This is a genomic window from Bacillus zhangzhouensis (assembly GCF_000715205.1).
GTDB lineage: Bacteria > Bacillota > Bacilli > Bacillales > Bacillaceae > Bacillus > Bacillus zhangzhouensis.
In genome coordinates this window covers 106,389-122,753 of the sequence record NZ_JOTP01000002.1, presented here as the reverse complement: position 1 = coordinate 122,753, position 16,365 = coordinate 106,389, and the positions used below count along the sequence as shown (strand labels likewise).

The window sequence follows — 16,365 nt, the reverse complement described above, 5'->3', positions numbered from 1 at the left end:
AGAACACCTCTTAAGGGGGATTTTGAGTATGGCTGATTATTTAGTCATCGTTGAGTCGCCAGCAAAGGCGAAAACGATTGAGCGTTATTTAGGAAAAAAGTATAAAGTAAAGGCATCAATGGGACATATAAGGGATTTACCGAAAAGTCAGCTAGGTGTTGATACTGAGCATGACTTCGAACCGAGATATATTACGATTCGCGGAAAAGGTCCAGTTTTAAAGGAATTAAAAACAGCGGCGAAAAAAGCAAAGAAAGTCTATCTCGCAGCTGACCCCGATAGAGAGGGAGAAGCAATTGCTTGGCATTTAGCACACAGTCTTGACCTTGACCTCTCTTCAGATTGCCGCGTTGTTTTTAACGAGATTACAAAAGATGCGATTAAAGACTCCTTTAAGCATCCACGCATGATCGATATGGACTTGGTTGATGCGCAGCAAGCCAGACGAATTTTAGATCGTCTAGTTGGGTATAAAATCAGTCCGATTTTATGGAAGAAAGTCAAAAAAGGATTAAGTGCTGGGCGTGTTCAATCTGTTGCACTCCGCCTAATTATTGATCGCGAGAATGAAATTAATGAATTTAAACCAGAAGAATACTGGACAATTGATGGTACATTCCTAAAAGGAAAAGAAACCTTCGAAGCTAGTTTCTTTGGCATCAATGGAAAAAAGCATCCATTGAAAACAAAAGAAGATGTAAAAGAAATCCTTTCAAAACTAAAAGGTAGCAAATTCTCTGTAGAAAAGGTGACGAAAAAAGAGCGTAAACGCAATCCAGCTGTTCCGTTTACGACATCTACCCTACAGCAGGAGGCTGCAAGAAAACTAAACTTCCGTGCGAAAAAGACGATGATGATTGCACAGCAATTATATGAAGGAATTGATCTTGGTAAAGAAGGTACAGTAGGACTCATTACATATATGAGAACGGACTCAACACGTATTTCTAATACGGCGATTGAAGAAGTATCTGCTTTCATTGATCAAACGTATGGCAAGAATTTCTTAAACACAACAAAACGAACCGCCAAAAAGAACGAAAATGCTCAAGATGCTCACGAAGCCATCAGGCCGACTTCTACGCTAAGAAAACCGGCAGATGTCAAACACGTGCTAAGCAGAGACCAGCTTCGTCTTTATAAATTGATTTGGGAACGATTTGTGGCAAGCCAAATGGCGCCGGCTGTTCTTGATACAATGAGTGTGGATCTTGAAAATAACGGTCTTACTTTCCGTGCTAATGGAAGTAAGGTGAAATTCCCTGGGTTTATGAAGGTATATGTGGAAGGGAAGGACGACCAGCTAGAAGAAAAGGACAAAATGCTTCCTGATCTAAAAGAGGGAGATACGGTTCTTTCAAAAGATATCGAACCTGAACAGCACTTCACGCAGCCGCCTCCGCGCTACACAGAGGCAAGACTAGTCAAAACGCTTGAAGAGCTTGGTATAGGCCGTCCATCTACGTATGCACCAACACTAGACACGATTCAAAAGCGTGGCTATGTCGCACTTGATAACAAACGGTTTATTCCAACTGAGCTTGGAGAAATTGTACTCAACTTAATTATTGAATTCTTCCCTGAAATCATTAACGTGGAATTCACGGCGAAAATGGAAAAAGAACTTGATAGCGTTGAAGAAGGTACAATTGAATGGGTTCGCATTATCGACAGCTTCTATCAAGATTTTGCCAAACGGGTAGAAAAAGCAGAAGCAGAGATGCAAGAAGTGGAAATTGAGCCTGAATATGCCGGAGTTGATTGTGAAGAGTGTGGACATCCGATGGTGTATAAAATGGGTAGATACGGTAAGTTCATGGCGTGCTCTAACTTTCCTGACTGCCGTAACACGAAACCAATTGTCAAAGATATCGGTGTCAAATGCCCGACATGTCATGAAGGAAACATTGTTGAACGAAAATCTAAGAAACGCCGCATTTTTTATGGATGTGATCGTTTTCCAGAGTGTGAATTCGTCTCTTGGGACAAACCAATTGAAAGAAAGTGTCCAAAATGCGAAAATATGCTTGTAGAGAAAAAGCTCAAAAAAGGCGTTCAAGTTCAATGTGTGAACTGTGATTATAAAGAGGAACAACAAAAATAGCGGTGAGCAACCTTGTTCACCTGCTTTTTTATGTCATCAAACAGAACTTACGAAATAGGAGAGTTGTACAATGAGTCAATTTGTAAATGTGATCGGAGCAGGTTTAGCAGGAAGTGAAGCTGCATGGCAAATTGCCAAGCGTGGAATTAAAGTCAATTTGTATGAGATGAGACCTGTCAAACAAACGCCAGCTCACCACACAGATAAATTTGCGGAGCTCGTATGCAGCAACTCATTACGTGCGAACGCTTTGACAAATGCGGTTGGTGTATTAAAGGAAGAAATGCGTCATTTAGATTCAGCGATTATCGCAGCAGCAGATGAAAGCTCAGTTCCTGCTGGTGGAGCTCTTGCAGTAGACCGTCATGAATTTGCAGCAAACGTCACTGATCGCGTGAAAAACCATCCGAATGTTACGGTCTTTCAAGAAGAAGTACAAAGCATTCCAGAAGGCCCGACAATTATCGCGACTGGTCCACTTACATCTGAAGCACTTTCAAAAGAATTAAAATCACTAACAGGTGAAGAGTATCTATATTTCTACGATGCAGCGGCACCAATTCTAGAGAAAGATAGCATTGATATGGATAAGGTGTACTTGAAATCACGCTATGATAAAGGGGAAGCCGCTTATTTAAACTGTCCAATGACCGAAGAGGAATTCGATCGTTTTTATGAGGCGTTAATTTCTGCTGAAACTGTGCCTTTAAAAGAGTTTGAAAAAGAAATTTTCTTTGAAGGCTGCATGCCAATTGAAGTCATGGCGAAAAGAGGAAAGAAAACGATGCTGTTTGGTCCAATGAAACCAGTAGGACTTGAAGATCCGAAAACAGGAAAAAGACCTTACGCTGTTGTTCAATTAAGACAGGATGATGCAGCAGGTACTTTATATAACATCGTTGGTTTCCAAACCCATTTGAAGTGGGGCGATCAAAAGGAAGTATTCCGTTTGATTCCAGGTCTTGAAGAAGCAGAGATTGTTCGTTATGGCGTGATGCACCGTAATACATTTATTAACTCTCCAAGCCTTTTAAGACCGACTTATCAGTTTAAAAATAGAGATGATCTATTCTTTGCCGGACAAATGACAGGAGTTGAAGGCTATGTCGAGTCTGCGGCTTCGGGACTAGTGGCTGGAATTAATGCGGCTCGTTTTGTCAAAGGAGAAGAGCTTGTCACACTTCCTGAAGAAACGGCGATTGGCAGTATGGCTTACTATATCACGTCGACAAACAAGAAAAGCTTCCAGCCGATGAATGCAAACTTTGGCTTGCTGAAAGATCTTGGCGTTCGGATTAAAAACAAACAAGAGCGGTATGCAGAGTACGCTAAGCGCGCAATCGAAACTATTCAAACTATTTCGAAATCTCTGTAGTAAAACATTGCACGGAAAGCAAGATATGTGATACCATTTAAAAGCCTTAAAGAGGTGTAAAAATGACGAATAAACAGCGTCTTGTCCACTTATTCATTGAATATTTGCAAATTGAAAAAAACTATTCAGCTTTAACGATCTCAGGATATTCAGAAGCCATTGAAGAGTTTGTCAGATTTATGAACATTCAAGGAATAGACGGTTTTGAAGAGGTATCCTATCAAGATACGAGAATTTATTTAACAGAAGCTTATGAAAAAGGCCTGACAAGAAGAACGATTAGTAAGAAAGTCTCTGCGCTTCGCAGCTTTTATAAATTTTTATTAAGAGAACAGCTTGTGAAAGAAAATCCTTTTTTACTCGTTAGCTTACCAAAGCAGGATAAGCGAATTCCTTCATTTTTGTATGAAGAAGAACTAAAAGAGCTTTTTGTAGTTTCTGATGTAAGCACACCACTTGGACAAAGAAATCAAGCCATTTTAGAAATTCTTTATGCAACAGGCATGAGGGTCAGTGAGTTATGTTCATTAAAAGAATCTGATCTTGATTTATCGATGGATACAGTGCTTGTTCATGGGAAAGGCGGCAAACAGCGGTATGTTCCTTTCGGTTCCTATGCACATGAAGCGCTGGTCACTTATTTAGAGGATGGAAGGAAGAAACTGACAGCTAAGGCGAAAGACCGTGCTGATGCGTATGTGTTTTTGAATCAGCGCGGAGCCCCTCTTACAGATCGGGGCGTTCGATTCATTCTCACTGAATTAATGAAAAAGGCGTCAGGCACATTACATATCCATCCTCACATGCTAAGGCACACCTTTGCCACGCATCTTTTAAACGAGGGGGCGGATTTGAGAAGTGTTCAAGAACTTCTCGGTCACTCAAACTTATCATCAACACAGGTGTACACGCATGTATCAAAAGATTCTTTAAGAAAAACGTACATGTCACATCACCCAAGGGCTTTTAAACGATCCTAAAAGGAGGTTTTTTCATGTCATCATTTCATGCAACAACCATCTTTGCCGTTCAACATAAAGGAAAAAGTGCGATGGCTGGAGACGGTCAGGTCACTTTCGGGCAGGCTGTCGTGATGAAACACACAGCAAAAAAAGTGCGCCGTCTTTTCGGAGGCAAGGTGCTCGCAGGTTTTGCAGGTTCAGTAGCAGATGCATTTACACTCTTTGAAAAGTTTGAAACCAAGCTTGAAGAATATGGTGGTAACTTAAAGCGAGCAGCTGTAGAACTAGCGAAAGAATGGCGAAGTGACAAGATGCTCAGACAGCTAGAGGCAATGCTCATCGTCATGAACAAAGAAAGCATCCTGCTCGTATCTGGAACAGGAGAGGTCATCGAGCCAGATGATGGGATTTTGGCGATCGGCTCAGGCGGCAACTATGCGCTTAGCGCCGGGAGAGCACTCAAGACACATGCAGGTGATCATCTATCAGCTAGAGAAATTGCAAAGGCTGCTCTTGAAACGGCCGGAGAAATCTGTGTCTACACGAACGACCAAATCACTTTAGAAGAGCTTGAATAGAAAGGACATGAGACGTATGGAGAAAAAGCCGTTTACCCCAAGAGAGATAGTTGAAAAGCTTGATCAGTACATCATTGGTCAGCTTGATGCGAAAAAAGCAGTGGCGGTGGCTTTAAGAAACCGTTACAGAAGAAGTCTTTTACATGATAAGCTAAAGGATGAAGTCGTTCCTAAAAACATTTTAATGATCGGCCCAACAGGTGTGGGGAAAACAGAGATTGCCCGCAGAATTGCACGTATTTCTGGTGCGCCTTTTATTAAAGTGGAAGCGACGAAGTTTACTGAAGTTGGATATGTCGGCCGTGACGTAGAGTCGATGGTCAGAGATTTAGTTGAGACAGCGATTAGACTTGTCAAAGAAGAAAAGATGAAAGATGTTCAAGAAGAAGCAGAAAAACAAGCGAACAAACGTCTTGTTCATTTGCTTGTTCCTGGTAAGAAAAAAAGCCAGTCTGTGAAAAATCCTTTTGAGATGCTGTTTGGCGGTTCTGATGCAGACGACCGTGATCGAGATGACTCAAATGAAGAAGTAGAGCTTGAATCGACAAGAAAACGTATTGCTCACCAGCTGGCTATGGGTGAACTTGAAGATCATTATGTCACGATCGAAGTGGATGAACAGCAGCCATCCATGTTTGATATGCTTCAAGGCTCGGGTATGGAGCAAATGGGCATGAACATGCAGGATGCGCTCAGCAATCTCATGCCTAAAAAGAAAAAACGCAAAAAGCTGACCGTCAGAGAAGCTAGAAAGGCGTTAACTGCTGAGGAAGCTTCAAAACTGATTGATATGGATGAAGTCAGTCAGGAAGCCGTCCATAAAGCAGAGCAGCAAGGGATTATTTTTATCGATGAAATCGACAAAATTGCCAAAAGCGGTGGTGCATCATCTGCAGATGTTTCTCGTGAAGGGGTTCAACGTGATATTTTACCGATTGTAGAAGGTTCAACTGTGATGACGAAATATGGGGCAGTGAAAACGGATCATGTGCTTTTTGTAGCAGCAGGTGCATTTCATATGGCGAAACCCTCAGATTTGATTCCAGAGCTTCAGGGGCGCTTCCCAATCCGTGTAGAATTAGATAAATTAAGTATAGAAGACTTTGTGAAAATCTTAACGGAACCAGATAACGCGTTATTAAAACAATATAAAGCTTTACTTGAAACAGAAGGTATATCTCTTGAATTTTCTGACGATGCTATTCATAAGATTGCCGAAGTGGCTTATCACGTCAATCAGGAGACGGATAACATCGGTGCAAGAAGGCTTCATACCATACTTGAGAAGCTGCTTGAAGAGCTCTCATTCGAGGCACCTGATATTACACTGGAGACAGTGACCATTACCCCTCAGTATGTAGAAGAGAAGCTAGGAAAGATTGCAAATAACAAAGACTTAAGTCAATTTATACTTTAACAAATGAATAAAGTAATCTAGGAGGATCATTATTATGGCGTTACTACAAAAAACAAGGATTATTAACTCAATGCTGCAAGATTCAGCGGGGAAACCAGTTAATTTTAAAGAGATGGCGGAAACACTGAGAGATGTCATTGATTCAAACATTTTTGTGTTGAGTAGAAGAGGTAAACTTCTTGGTTACTCAATCAATCAACAGATTGAAAATACACGTATGAAAAAAATGCTTGAAGATCGTCAGTTCCCAGAAGAATATACGAAGAGTCTATTCAACGTACCTGAAACTTCTTCAAACCTTGATATTAACAGCGAATATACAGCTTTCCCGATTGAGAACCGTGATTTATTTCAATCTGGTTTGACAACCATTGTTCCGATTATCGGCGGCGGGGATCGTTTAGGAACGTTAATCCTGTCTCGTTTGCAAGATACATTCACTGATGATGATTTAATACTTGCTGAGTACGGAGCAACAGTTGTTGGAATGGAGATCCTTCGTGAAAAAGGAGAAGAAATCGAAGAAGAAGCAAGAAGTAAAGCGGTTGTTCAAATGGCGATTAGTTCTCTTTCATATAGTGAGCTTGAGGCGATTGAACACATCTTTGAAGAACTTGATGGAAATGAAGGCCTCCTTGTGGCAAGTAAAATTGCTGACCGTGTAGGTATCACTCGTTCAGTGATCGTCAACGCCTTACGTAAATTAGAAAGTGCAGGCGTGATCGAATCTCGTTCTCTTGGAATGAAGGGAACGTACATCAAAGTGTTAAACAACAAATTTTTAATTGAACTTGAAAATTTAAAATCTCATTAATCAAAAACCCTTTTTGGCCGAAATAAATGCTGAAAAGGGTTTTTTTGTATGAAAAAGGCGAATTTGTCCGAAAAATGACACTCTTTTTTCCAAGAAACCCCTTACAATTCTGTAGTTCTTTGAATCTAGGCCTTTATACCTATTCGTAAAATAGATATATATTACGAGTTTTTTTTACAGATACATCATAGACTTTAATCCTATTATTTCTTACAATGAACATATGGTTTTACAAATCTCGACATGATTAAATGGAATGAAATACATATGATTGGAGGTATATGGTTTTGGATATATTTTCTGGAACGATAAGCAACCTTGAGAATGCCTTAAGCAGAGCGAATGTTAAGCAAAAAGTCATAAGCAATAATATCGCGAATATAGATACACCGAACTACAAGTCGAAAAACGTCGCATTCCATGATATGCTAAATGACGCGACATTCAAATTAGACGCCAAAAAAACATACGAAGGTCACATTGATTTTTCTAAAACAGGGTCTAATTATTCAGTTGTTTCAAGTAACCGTACTTCTTATCAAGAAAACGGAAATAATGTCGATATTGATCAAGAGATGAGTGAACTTGCTAAAAACCAAATTCAGTATAATGCATTGGTTGAAAGAATGAGCGGAAAGTTCAATTCTCTTAAAACAGTTTTGACAGGAGGTAAGTGATGTCGATTTTTTCAGGCGTTAACGCTTCGGCCTCAGCATTAACAGCACAGAGGCTCAGAATGGACGTTGTATCCTCTAACCTTGCAAATATGGATACAACAAGAGCTAAACAGGTTGATGGTAACTGGGAGCCTTATAGACGTAAGCTCGTCACATTACAGCCGTCAGGTGAATCATTTTCATCTATATTGAACTCAAGCATGAATTCGAGCGGCAAATTAGGAAACGGCGTCAAAGTAACGAAGATTACAGAAGACGAAACTCCATTCAACCTTCAATATGACCCTACAAATCCCGATGCCAATGAAAATGGATATGTTCAAACACCAAACGTTGATCCATTAAAGGAAATGGTTGATCTCATCAGCAGCTCAAGGTCATATGAAGCAAACGTGACTGCACTAAATGCGAATAAAAGCATGCTGATGAAAGCTTTAGAAATAGGAAAGTAAGGTGAAAAGAATTGGTTAATGCAATATCTCCTTTCCAGCTTCAAACCGCTCAGCAAGCAAGTGAATTGACGAATGCATCGTCTGTGCAGGCGACTGCACCTAAAAGCCAAACGAATTTCTCTGATGTGCTGAAGAATTCCATTGAAGCATTAAATCAATCACAGCTGAAATCAGACCAGTATACAAATGCTCTTGCACAAGGTAAAGAAGTCAATCTCGATGAAGTCATGATTGCTTCGCAAAAAGCAAGTGTGACACTCACAGCAGCGACGGAGTTTCGAAATAAAGCAGTCGAAGCGTACCAAGAGATTATGAGAATGCAGATGTAGGAGGTGCTGACGGACAAAAAAAGACTGAATGGAATGACCGGGGGTTAAGATGAATCGTACTTTAATGCAATTAAGAACAAAAACAGTTGAGTTTTGGCGAAATCGATCAAAATTACAAAAAATACTCATGATTGGCGGCGTTGCTGCCCTAGCAATCATTATTACGGTTGTTAGCATCTTTGCTTCTTCTGAAAAAATGGTTCCGCTATTTAGAGATTTGTCTGAGGCAGAAGCAGGGCAAATTAAGCAGGAACTGGATGGCAAAAACGTCAAATCGGAACTCGCGAATAATGGAACAACGATTTTAGTTCCAGAAAAGCAAGCAGATTCTTTAAAAGTAACTCTCGCATCAGAAGGGCTTCCTAAAACGGGAAATATTGATTATTCCTTCTTTGCGAACAACTCCGGCTTCGGTTTAACAGATAATGAATTTGATGTTCTGAAAGTAGACGCAACTCAGACAGAACTATCCAATCTGATCAACACGATTGATGGGATTAAAGATTCAAAAGTTATGATTAACCTGCCAAAAGATTCCGTTTTTGTTGGAGAAGAGCAAAGTAATGCATCAGCGTCAATTGTGTTGCAAGTTGAGCCTGGCTACACGCTTACTCAGCAACAAGTAAAAGGCCTTTATCATCTTATTTCAAAAAGTGTGCCGAATTTAAAAACTGAAAACATTGTCATTATGGACCAAGATTCCAACTACTACGACTTAAACAGCAGCTCTGATTCCTATGCAAGTGGAATGGATGCACAGCAGCAGAAAAAAGAAGAGATTGAAAAGAACCTTCAAAGAAAAATTCAACAGCTGCTCGGAACGATGATGGGTCAAGAGAAAGTTGCCGTATCGGTCACAACAGACATTGATTTCACTGAAGAAAAAAGAAAAGAAGATTTAGTAGAACCAGTTGATAAAGAAAACATGCAAGGTATCGCTGTCAGCGCTGAAAAGATTGCTGAAACCTATTCAGGTAATGGCGCAGCAGCTGGAGGCACTGCTGGAACAGGTGACGATGATGTCACAAATTATCAAGGTGCCGATGGAGCGAATGGAAGCGGAGATTACGAAAAGAGCGAAGATCGTATCAATTATGAGGTAAACCGCATTCATAAAGATATCAAAGAAAGTCCTTATAAAATTAGAGACGTGGGCATTCAAGCATTGGTTGAACCACCAACTGCAAACGATGCGAACTCTTTAACTGCTGAAAGGCAAGATGATATCAAAAAGATTCTTTCAACGATCATTAGCACATCGATTGATAAAGAATACACAAATGGTCAAGCGCTCACTCAAGCTGACTTAGATAACAAAATCGTTTTATCTGTATCAAAATTAGACGGTAAACAGCAAACTGCAGCAGAAAGCCCTTCAAACAATATTCCGATTTGGGTTTATATTGTAGGCGGTGTGCTACTACTTGCAATTATCGCTCTCATTATTCTTCTTGTGCGTAAGCGCAGAAAAGAAGAGGAAGAAGAGTTTGAGCTCGATGAACGTACACCAATCCATGTTCCTGATATCGATACTGAACCAGAAACAGAAGAAATGGTGAGAAAAAATCAGCTTGAAAAAATGGCAAAAGAAAAACCAGAAGACTTTGCTAAATTGCTACGCAGCTGGCTGTCCGAGGATTAGGAGGAATACACATGTCGAGAAAAGATCCAAATCGACTAACAGGCAGACAAAAAGCAGCAATCCTAATGATTTCCTTAGGGCTAGACGTGTCAGCATCTGTATACAAACATCTGTCTGAAGACGAAATAGAAAAATTAACATTAGAAATTTCCAATGTAAGAAGTGTAGATACTGCTAAAAAAGATGAAGTCATCGAAGAGTTTCACAGCATTGCCATCGCGCAGGACTACATATCACAAGGCGGTCTTATGTACGCAAGACAAGTGCTTGAAAAAGCGCTTGGTGAGGACAAAGCGGATAGCATCTTAAACCGATTGACATCCTCTCTTCAAGTGAAACCATTTGATTTTGCTAGAAAGGCTGACCCGGAGCAAATCTTAAACTTTATCCAACACGAGCATCCACAAACCATTGCGCTCATACTTTCCTACTTAGATCCAGTACAGGCTGGGCAAATTTTATCTGAGTTAGGCGAGGATGTACAAACAGAGGTTGCGAGACGAATTGCCTTAATGGACCGCACATCTCCTGAGATCATCAATGAGGTGGAACGCATTCTTGAACAAAAGCTTTCTTCAACCTTTACGCAAGACTATACCCAAACGGGCGGGGTCGAAGCGGTTGTGGAAGTGTTAAATGGTGTAGACCGTGCAACGGAGAAGACCATTTTAGACACACTTGAAATTCAAGATCCTGAGCTTGCTGATGAAATTAAGAAACGTATGTTTGTCTTCGAAGATATTGTCACTCTTGATAGCAGAGCCATCCAGCGCGTCATTAGAGATGTTGAAAATGATGACTTATTGCTCGCCCTCAAAGTGGCAAGCGAAGAGGTCAAAGAAATTGTCTTCCGCAATATGTCCCAGCGGATGGTCGAAACGTTCAAAGAAGAAATGGAGTTTATGGGGCCTGTCCGGCTTAGAGATGTCGAGGAAGCACAAACCCGTATTGTCAGCATCGTAAGACGACTCGAGGAAGCTGGAGAAATCGTCATAGCTCGAGGCGGAGGAGACGATATCATTGTCTAGAATCATCAAACATGAAACATCTGTTATTCCTGCGCAAGGTCGGCAAACGATTCCTTTGCAGCAAGTGGAGTTTAAAAAAGAACATCACGAAGAAGAGCTTGTCAATGAAACGGAAGCATCACAGCTTGTCCTAAGTGATGCAGAAGATCGAGCAAGCCGTATTCTAGAACAAGCAAACAGAGAGCTAGAAAAAACAATGGCTGAAATCAATCAGCGCCGAGCTGATTTTGAAGCTGAAAGAATGCAGCTCATTGAAGAAGCGAAACAAACAGGTTATCAAGAAGGCTTCCGAAAGGGCGAGGCAGATGCGAACATGCAGTACCAATCTATTCTTGATCAAGCAAATGAGATTGTCAGTCTTGCGAAGCAGGACTATGAAGAAAAAATTGAAAGCTCTGCTGAAGAAATTGTGGAACTGGCTTTCGAACTCGCCAAACGAGTTTGGTATGCAGCTGAGGACACGAAAGATCAATTTTTGGCTCTTGTGAAGCAGGTCATTTCAGAAGTGAAAGAATATGATAATATTTCCATCTATGTCGACCCGGAACATTATGAGCATGTCATGGAATATAAAGACGAATTGATCAGAATTCTTCAAAAGGATACACATCTTGCCATTTACTCGGATGAAAAAGCACCAAAAGGGACTTGTTACGTAGAAACAAGCTTTGGAAAAATGGAAGCGAGTGTTGATACACAAATGAATCAGTTAAAAGAAAAACTATTAGAAGTCATTGATTCAGGTGATCACAAATGAACCTAGATGTGTTGAAAGAAACGATTGAAACCGCCGATCCTTATAAACGATTTGGCAAAGTCAATCGAGTTGTTGGGCTGATGATCGAGTCCAAGGGGCCAGAGAGCTCTATCGGAGATGTGTGTCTCATTCACAAAAAAGGAAGTAAACGCCATCCGATCAAAGCAGAGGTCGTTGGTTTTAGAGATGAAAACATTCTGCTCATGCCTTATGTTGAAGCGTCCAATATCTCACCAGGAAGTCTAGTTGAAGCGACCGGTGAGTCGTTAAAGGTCAAAGTAGGTACTGGCTTAATTGGTGAAGTCGTTGACGCCTTCGGTGATCCACTGGACGGCAGTATGCTTCCAAAGGGACTTGCACCTGTTTCGACAGAACAGTCTCCTCCAAACCCGATGGACAGGCCGCCGATTCGAGAAAAGATGGGTGTTGGTGTCAGAGTGATCGATAGTCTGCTCACAGTTGGCACTGGTCAAAGGATCGGGATTTTTGCTGGAAGTGGTGTTGGAAAAAGTACCTTAATGGGAATGATTGCTAAGCAGACGGAAGCGGATCTAAATGTCATTGCTCTTGTTGGAGAGCGTGGTCGTGAAGTTCGTGAGTTTATCGAAAAGGATTTAGGTGCTGAAGGGCTGAAACGTTCAATTGTTGTCGTCGCAACTTCTGACCAGCCAGCGCTGACGAGAATGAAAGCAGCCTATACAGCGACAGCCATTGCGGAATATTTCAGAGACAGAGGCAAAAATGTCATGTTTATGATGGATTCTGTCACGAGGGTCGCCATGGCACAAAGAGAAATAGGTCTTGCAACAGGCGAACCGCCAACTACAAAAGGATATACACCTTCAGTGTTCGCTATACTGCCAAAATTGCTTGAACGAACTGGAACGAATCAGCTTGGTTCCATCACAGCGTTTTACACAGTGCTTGTTGATGGTGACGACATGAATGAGCCGATCGCTGATACAGTCAGGGGAATTTTGGATGGGCACATTGTACTTGATCGTGCTTTAGCAAACAAAGGACAATTTCCCGCTGTCAATATTCTGAAAAGTATCAGCCGTGTCATGAGTAATATAGCAAGTCATGATCACAAGGAAGCGGCCAGTCGGTTCCGTCAGCTTTTATCCACTTATCAAAACGCTGAAGACCTCATTAACATTGGAGCATATAAAAAAGGCTCCTCTAAGGATATTGATGAGGCCATGCAGGCTTATCCTCATCTGATTTCATTTTTGAAACAGGATGTAGAAGAGGCTGTATCTATTGAAGACAGTGTGAATTTATTGCTCAGTTTGATGAATAGAGAGGATTGACAAAAAAGTGAGATATCAATACAAATTTCAAAAGCTCTTGGAACTGAAAGAAAGTGAAAAAGACAAATCACTCGCAGCGTATCAACAATCCGTTTCGGCATTTGAGCAAGTCGCTGAAAAACTCTATGAAAATATGAGTAAAAAAGAGCTAATGGAAAAAAGCAAAGAAGACAAGCTGAGGAGTGGAATGAGTGTCCAAGAAATGCGTCATTACCAGCAATTTGTGACCAACTTAGATAACACTATCCAGCATTATCAGCAACTTGTGATCATGAAACGTCATCAAATGAATGAAAAACAATCTGATTTAACTGAAAAAAACATTGAGTTTAAAAAGTTTGAAAAAATGAAAGAAAAGCAATTTGAAAAGTTTTCCCTTGAACATAAGGCAATTGAAATGAAAGAAATGGATGATATCTCTATCAGCCAATTCATGTTTCAAGGACATTAGGAGTCGAGATGAATGCCTAAGAAGGAAAAAGCGAAGGAATCAAGCGGCGGAAAATTTCAATGGATCTTGTTTATTGTCATCATCCCATTGATTGTGCTTGTCATTGTGAGTGGCACAATCCTTTATATTGCGGGTTATGATCTAAAGAAACCGCTCCAAAACATTCCAGTGATTAGTAGCTTGGTTGGTTCAGATGACAGCTCAAAAACGTCATCTTCACATAATGATCAACGTGATGAAGAGTTGAAAGAATTGAAAAAGACCATTAAAGAGCAAAACAATGAACTCGAAATTGCACAAAAAGACTTGAAAACAAGTGATGAAGAGATTAAAAGACTGAACCAAAAAATCAGTTCCCTTGAAAAAACAACTGAAAATAATGCAGATAATACGTCAGCAAATGACAGTTCATCAAACAGTACGTCAAGTAATAACTCAGCAGAGACGTCCTCTGATACGGCGGCATCCTCTAATCAACAATCAAAAGGGAAGGTTGCCAGCATTTATGAAAGCATGGATGCAGGGAAATCCGCCAAAATTTTATCAGAATTAAGTGATAAAGAGGCTTTGAAGATCCTTGAAGAGCTGAGTAAAAACAAGCTGACGGACATATTAGCAAAACTGACACCTCAGAAGGCAGCAACGTTTACGAAGGAGCTTGCCAAAAAAGAAGAAAGTGAAAATGGGGGTGGACAATAAGTGAAGCTATTGGATATTGGAGCCTTACAGCAATCTTCTCAAGGTCTCTCGGGACTAAAGGGAAGCGGTGCAGCATCTGCACGAGGTTTATTTAAACAATTGCTTAGTGGTGCAGGCATTCAAAGCGGGCCAGTCAATTCTGAGCCGGCGGGAGCCTCTCTTTCCATCAATGATGCAATGCAAGTCATTGAAAAATGGATGCAATCACCTGAAGATGGGATCGATGGAGATCTTCTTAGGGCGCTTCAAACGCTTCAAGGTCAAAAACTAGATCCAACTGATCTAAAGTCACTTGAAGAGTTATTTCAAAAAATGGAAGCATCTATTTATGGTGATCAAGCTGATAAGCCAGCTGCTGAACATAGTGAACAGCTCATACAAGTCCACTTTTTCTTATATGAATTGCTAAACCAACAGCCGCTTAGCCTTGATACAAAACTTGTACAGGATATTGGGGAAAAAGGTCAAGACTTCATCCATTTTCTTTCGAAAAACGCTGCCGATGAGAAGCTCATTCAGCAAGTAAAAGAGCAGTTCTTCTCACAGGGGTCAGCACCAAAGCTGAACTCTATGTCTCAAAGTGAGCTGAAACACTTTAATCAGTTAATCGATCATATGATGGCGAATGCGAAAGGATCAGATAAAGAGTGGAAAATTTCTCTAGGAGAGTTAAAAGAATTGGTCTCTCCAAAACAAGAATCTTCCCTCGCATCTCCAGCAAAAGGTGCGGCATCACTTGAATGGCTCATCAAAAAAGAAATCGTCAAAGGACAAAGCACCGCCACGCCTGCTTCTGAAAAAACAATGACCCATACGCTTTTGCCAGGTCATAAACAGTTCTTTCAACTGCAATCAACTGCTCCTGTGCAGCAGACACAAACATCTGATGCAAAACCAGGTACGGTTGATGAGCAAATTTTAAACACGTGGAAGCAAATGAAATTTACGCCATTTGGCAACTCAAGTGGACGCTTTACAGTTCGGTTAAATCCAGAAAATCTTGGGTTTATCACCATTCAACTAACGAAACAAAACGGTGTGTATGCGAGTAAAATTACAGCCTCGACGCAAGCAGCAAAAGAGCTGTTAGAGCATCATTTGCCGCAGCTCAAACAGGCACTTCCGAATATGTCGGTTCAAGTGGACCGTTTCCATATACCGCTTCAATCAAATGAACAGCCGTTATTTGGACAGTTTAGTGAAGAAAACAAGCAGCACCAGTCAAAAGGGCAAAATTCTCAGCAGCCTGATGAACAGGAAGCGGAATTCCAGGATGTATTGGACGCTCTTGTTGGGTCAGATGAAGAAGAGGAGGAGATCTAATGGCAACCGTTGATTCTACTAATAGAACAACCGCAACAACAGACACTTCTTCAAGTGCAGCAAAGAAAACAGACACACTCGGCCGAGATCAGTTCTTGAAAATATTACTCACGCAGCTTCAAAACCAAGATCCGACAAATCCAATTGATGACCGTGAATTTGTCACACAGCTTGCAACATTTTCTTCTTTAGAACAGCAAATGAATATGAACGAATCAATCACTCAGCTCAATCAGGTCATGTCTACATTTGTTGCACACCAAGATCCGTTTACTACGTATGTAGGCTGGATTGGTAAAGAAGTAGCGGGCAAACAAGATGATAAAGATATATCTGGTATTGTGAAGTCTGTTAAAAACATAAACAATGAATATTTCCTATATCTAGAGGATGGAACGAAAATCAGCCCTTGGGACGTTACAACTGTTGGAGAAAAATCGTAAG

At 40.8% G+C, this 16,365-nt stretch carries 17 protein-coding genes; all 17 read left to right on the top strand.

Annotated features, from left to right (window positions below; genetic code table 11):
* Nucleotides 1-28: 28 nt before the first annotated feature.
* The 17 genes from topA to flgD all read left to right on the top strand — a co-directional run bounded on the left by topA (nucleotide 29) and on the right by flgD (nucleotide 16,364).
* Nucleotides 29-2,104: a type I DNA topoisomerase gene (gene topA, locus BA70_RS02500; RefSeq protein ID WP_034317776.1), complete on the top strand. Its 2,076-nt coding sequence runs from the start codon at nucleotides 29-31 to the stop codon at nucleotides 2,102-2,104.
* Between the two features lie 70 nt (nucleotides 2,105-2,174).
* Complete coding sequence (trmFO, locus tag BA70_RS02495; RefSeq protein WP_034317774.1) at nucleotides 2,175-3,479, top strand: FADH(2)-oxidizing methylenetetrahydrofolate--tRNA-(uracil(54)-C(5))-methyltransferase TrmFO; 1,305 nt, start codon at nucleotides 2,175-2,177, stop codon at nucleotides 3,477-3,479.
* 62 nt (nucleotides 3,480-3,541) lie between these two features.
* Entirely contained in the window at nucleotides 3,542-4,459 is a 918-nt protein-coding gene (gene xerC, locus BA70_RS02490; protein ID WP_034317771.1) for a tyrosine recombinase XerC, read from the top strand.
* Between the two features lie 14 nt (nucleotides 4,460-4,473).
* The gene (hslV, locus tag BA70_RS02485) at nucleotides 4,474-5,019 is read left to right on the top strand and encodes an ATP-dependent protease subunit HslV (protein WP_024424181.1); all 546 of its coding nucleotides are present in this window, start codon (nucleotides 4,474-4,476) and stop codon (nucleotides 5,017-5,019) included.
* Between the two features lie 16 nt (nucleotides 5,020-5,035).
* Nucleotides 5,036-6,436 carry an HslU--HslV peptidase ATPase subunit gene (gene hslU, locus BA70_RS02480; RefSeq protein ID WP_034317768.1) on the top strand — a complete coding sequence of 467 codons (1,401 nt, stop codon included), beginning with the start codon at nucleotides 5,036-5,038 and terminating at the stop codon, nucleotides 6,434-6,436.
* Between the two features lie 34 nt (nucleotides 6,437-6,470).
* Nucleotides 6,471-7,250 (top strand): GTP-sensing pleiotropic transcriptional regulator CodY, encoded by a 780-nt coding sequence (gene codY, locus BA70_RS02475; RefSeq protein ID WP_034317765.1) that lies wholly within the window; start codon nucleotides 6,471-6,473, stop codon nucleotides 7,248-7,250.
* Between the two features lie 287 nt (nucleotides 7,251-7,537).
* Nucleotides 7,538-7,927, top strand: a complete 390-nt coding sequence (gene flgB / locus BA70_RS02470; protein ID WP_034317762.1) for a flagellar basal body rod protein FlgB — start codon at nucleotides 7,538-7,540, stop codon at nucleotides 7,925-7,927.
* On the top strand, nucleotides 7,927-8,379 hold the full coding sequence (flgC, locus tag BA70_RS02465; RefSeq protein WP_024424179.1) for a flagellar basal body rod protein FlgC: 453 nt from the start codon (nucleotides 7,927-7,929) through the stop codon (nucleotides 8,377-8,379). The genes flgB and flgC overlap by 1 nt, the downstream gene beginning before the upstream one ends.
* Nucleotides 8,380-8,390: 11 nt before the next feature.
* The gene (gene fliE / locus BA70_RS02460) at nucleotides 8,391-8,708 is read left to right on the top strand and encodes a flagellar hook-basal body complex protein FliE (protein ID WP_034317759.1); all 318 of its coding nucleotides are present in this window, start codon (nucleotides 8,391-8,393) and stop codon (nucleotides 8,706-8,708) included.
* 49 nt (nucleotides 8,709-8,757) lie between these two features.
* Complete coding sequence (fliF, locus tag BA70_RS02455; protein ID WP_034317756.1) at nucleotides 8,758-10,350, top strand: flagellar basal-body MS-ring/collar protein FliF; 1,593 nt, start codon at nucleotides 8,758-8,760, stop codon at nucleotides 10,348-10,350.
* An 11-nt stretch (nucleotides 10,351-10,361) separates the two neighbouring features.
* Nucleotides 10,362-11,378 carry a flagellar motor switch protein FliG gene (fliG, locus tag BA70_RS02450; RefSeq protein ID WP_034317753.1) on the top strand — a complete coding sequence of 339 codons (1,017 nt, stop codon included), beginning with the start codon at nucleotides 10,362-10,364 and terminating at the stop codon, nucleotides 11,376-11,378.
* Nucleotides 11,371-12,135: a flagellar assembly protein FliH gene (gene fliH, locus BA70_RS02445; protein WP_034317750.1), complete on the top strand. Its 765-nt coding sequence runs from the start codon at nucleotides 11,371-11,373 to the stop codon at nucleotides 12,133-12,135. Before fliG ends, fliH begins: the two co-directional genes overlap by 8 nt.
* Complete coding sequence (gene fliI / locus BA70_RS02440) at nucleotides 12,132-13,448, top strand: flagellar protein export ATPase FliI (protein ID WP_034317747.1); 1,317 nt, start codon at nucleotides 12,132-12,134, stop codon at nucleotides 13,446-13,448. Before fliH ends, fliI begins: the two co-directional genes overlap by 4 nt.
* Nucleotides 13,449-13,455: 7 nt before the next feature.
* On the top strand, nucleotides 13,456-13,899 hold the full coding sequence (gene fliJ, locus BA70_RS02435; RefSeq protein WP_034317744.1) for a flagellar export protein FliJ: 444 nt from the start codon (nucleotides 13,456-13,458) through the stop codon (nucleotides 13,897-13,899).
* Nucleotides 13,900-13,911: 12 nt separating this feature from the next.
* Nucleotides 13,912-14,598 carry a MotE family protein gene (locus BA70_RS02430; RefSeq protein WP_034317742.1) on the top strand — a complete coding sequence of 229 codons (687 nt, stop codon included), beginning with the start codon at nucleotides 13,912-13,914 and terminating at the stop codon, nucleotides 14,596-14,598.
* Nucleotides 14,599-15,921 carry a flagellar hook-length control protein FliK gene (locus tag BA70_RS02425; protein WP_034317739.1) on the top strand — a complete coding sequence of 441 codons (1,323 nt, stop codon included), beginning with the start codon at nucleotides 14,599-14,601 and terminating at the stop codon, nucleotides 15,919-15,921. It begins immediately after the preceding gene.
* Nucleotides 15,921-16,364: a flagellar hook assembly protein FlgD gene (gene flgD, locus BA70_RS02420; RefSeq protein WP_034317736.1), complete on the top strand. Its 444-nt coding sequence runs from the start codon at nucleotides 15,921-15,923 to the stop codon at nucleotides 16,362-16,364. Before BA70_RS02425 ends, flgD begins: the two co-directional genes overlap by 1 nt.
* Nucleotide 16,365: the final 1 nt, after the last annotated feature.

What these genes read in the sequence shown, in the direction of transcription:
- topA (WP_034317776.1), top strand. Translation starts at nt 29, where the DNA reads ATGGCTGATTATTTAGTCATCGTTGAGTCGCCAGCAAAGGCGAAAACG.
- trmFO (WP_034317774.1), top strand. Translation starts at nt 2,175, where the DNA reads ATGAGTCAATTTGTAAATGTGATCGGAGCAGGTTTAGCAGGAAGTGAA.
- xerC (WP_034317771.1), top strand. Translation starts at nt 3,542, where the DNA reads ATGACGAATAAACAGCGTCTTGTCCACTTATTCATTGAATATTTGCAA.
- hslV (WP_024424181.1), top strand. Translation starts at nt 4,474, where the DNA reads ATGTCATCATTTCATGCAACAACCATCTTTGCCGTTCAACATAAAGGA.
- hslU (WP_034317768.1), top strand. Translation starts at nt 5,036, where the DNA reads ATGGAGAAAAAGCCGTTTACCCCAAGAGAGATAGTTGAAAAGCTTGAT.
- codY (WP_034317765.1), top strand. Translation starts at nt 6,471, where the DNA reads ATGGCGTTACTACAAAAAACAAGGATTATTAACTCAATGCTGCAAGAT.
- flgC (WP_024424179.1), top strand. Translation starts at nt 7,927, where the DNA reads ATGTCGATTTTTTCAGGCGTTAACGCTTCGGCCTCAGCATTAACAGCA.
- fliF (WP_034317756.1), top strand. Translation starts at nt 8,758, where the DNA reads ATGAATCGTACTTTAATGCAATTAAGAACAAAAACAGTTGAGTTTTGG.
- fliG (WP_034317753.1), top strand. Translation starts at nt 10,362, where the DNA reads ATGTCGAGAAAAGATCCAAATCGACTAACAGGCAGACAAAAAGCAGCA.
- fliI (WP_034317747.1), top strand. Translation starts at nt 12,132, where the DNA reads ATGAACCTAGATGTGTTGAAAGAAACGATTGAAACCGCCGATCCTTAT.
- BA70_RS02430 (WP_034317742.1), top strand. Translation starts at nt 13,912, where the DNA reads ATGCCTAAGAAGGAAAAAGCGAAGGAATCAAGCGGCGGAAAATTTCAA.
- flgD (WP_034317736.1), top strand. Translation starts at nt 15,921, where the DNA reads ATGGCAACCGTTGATTCTACTAATAGAACAACCGCAACAACAGACACT.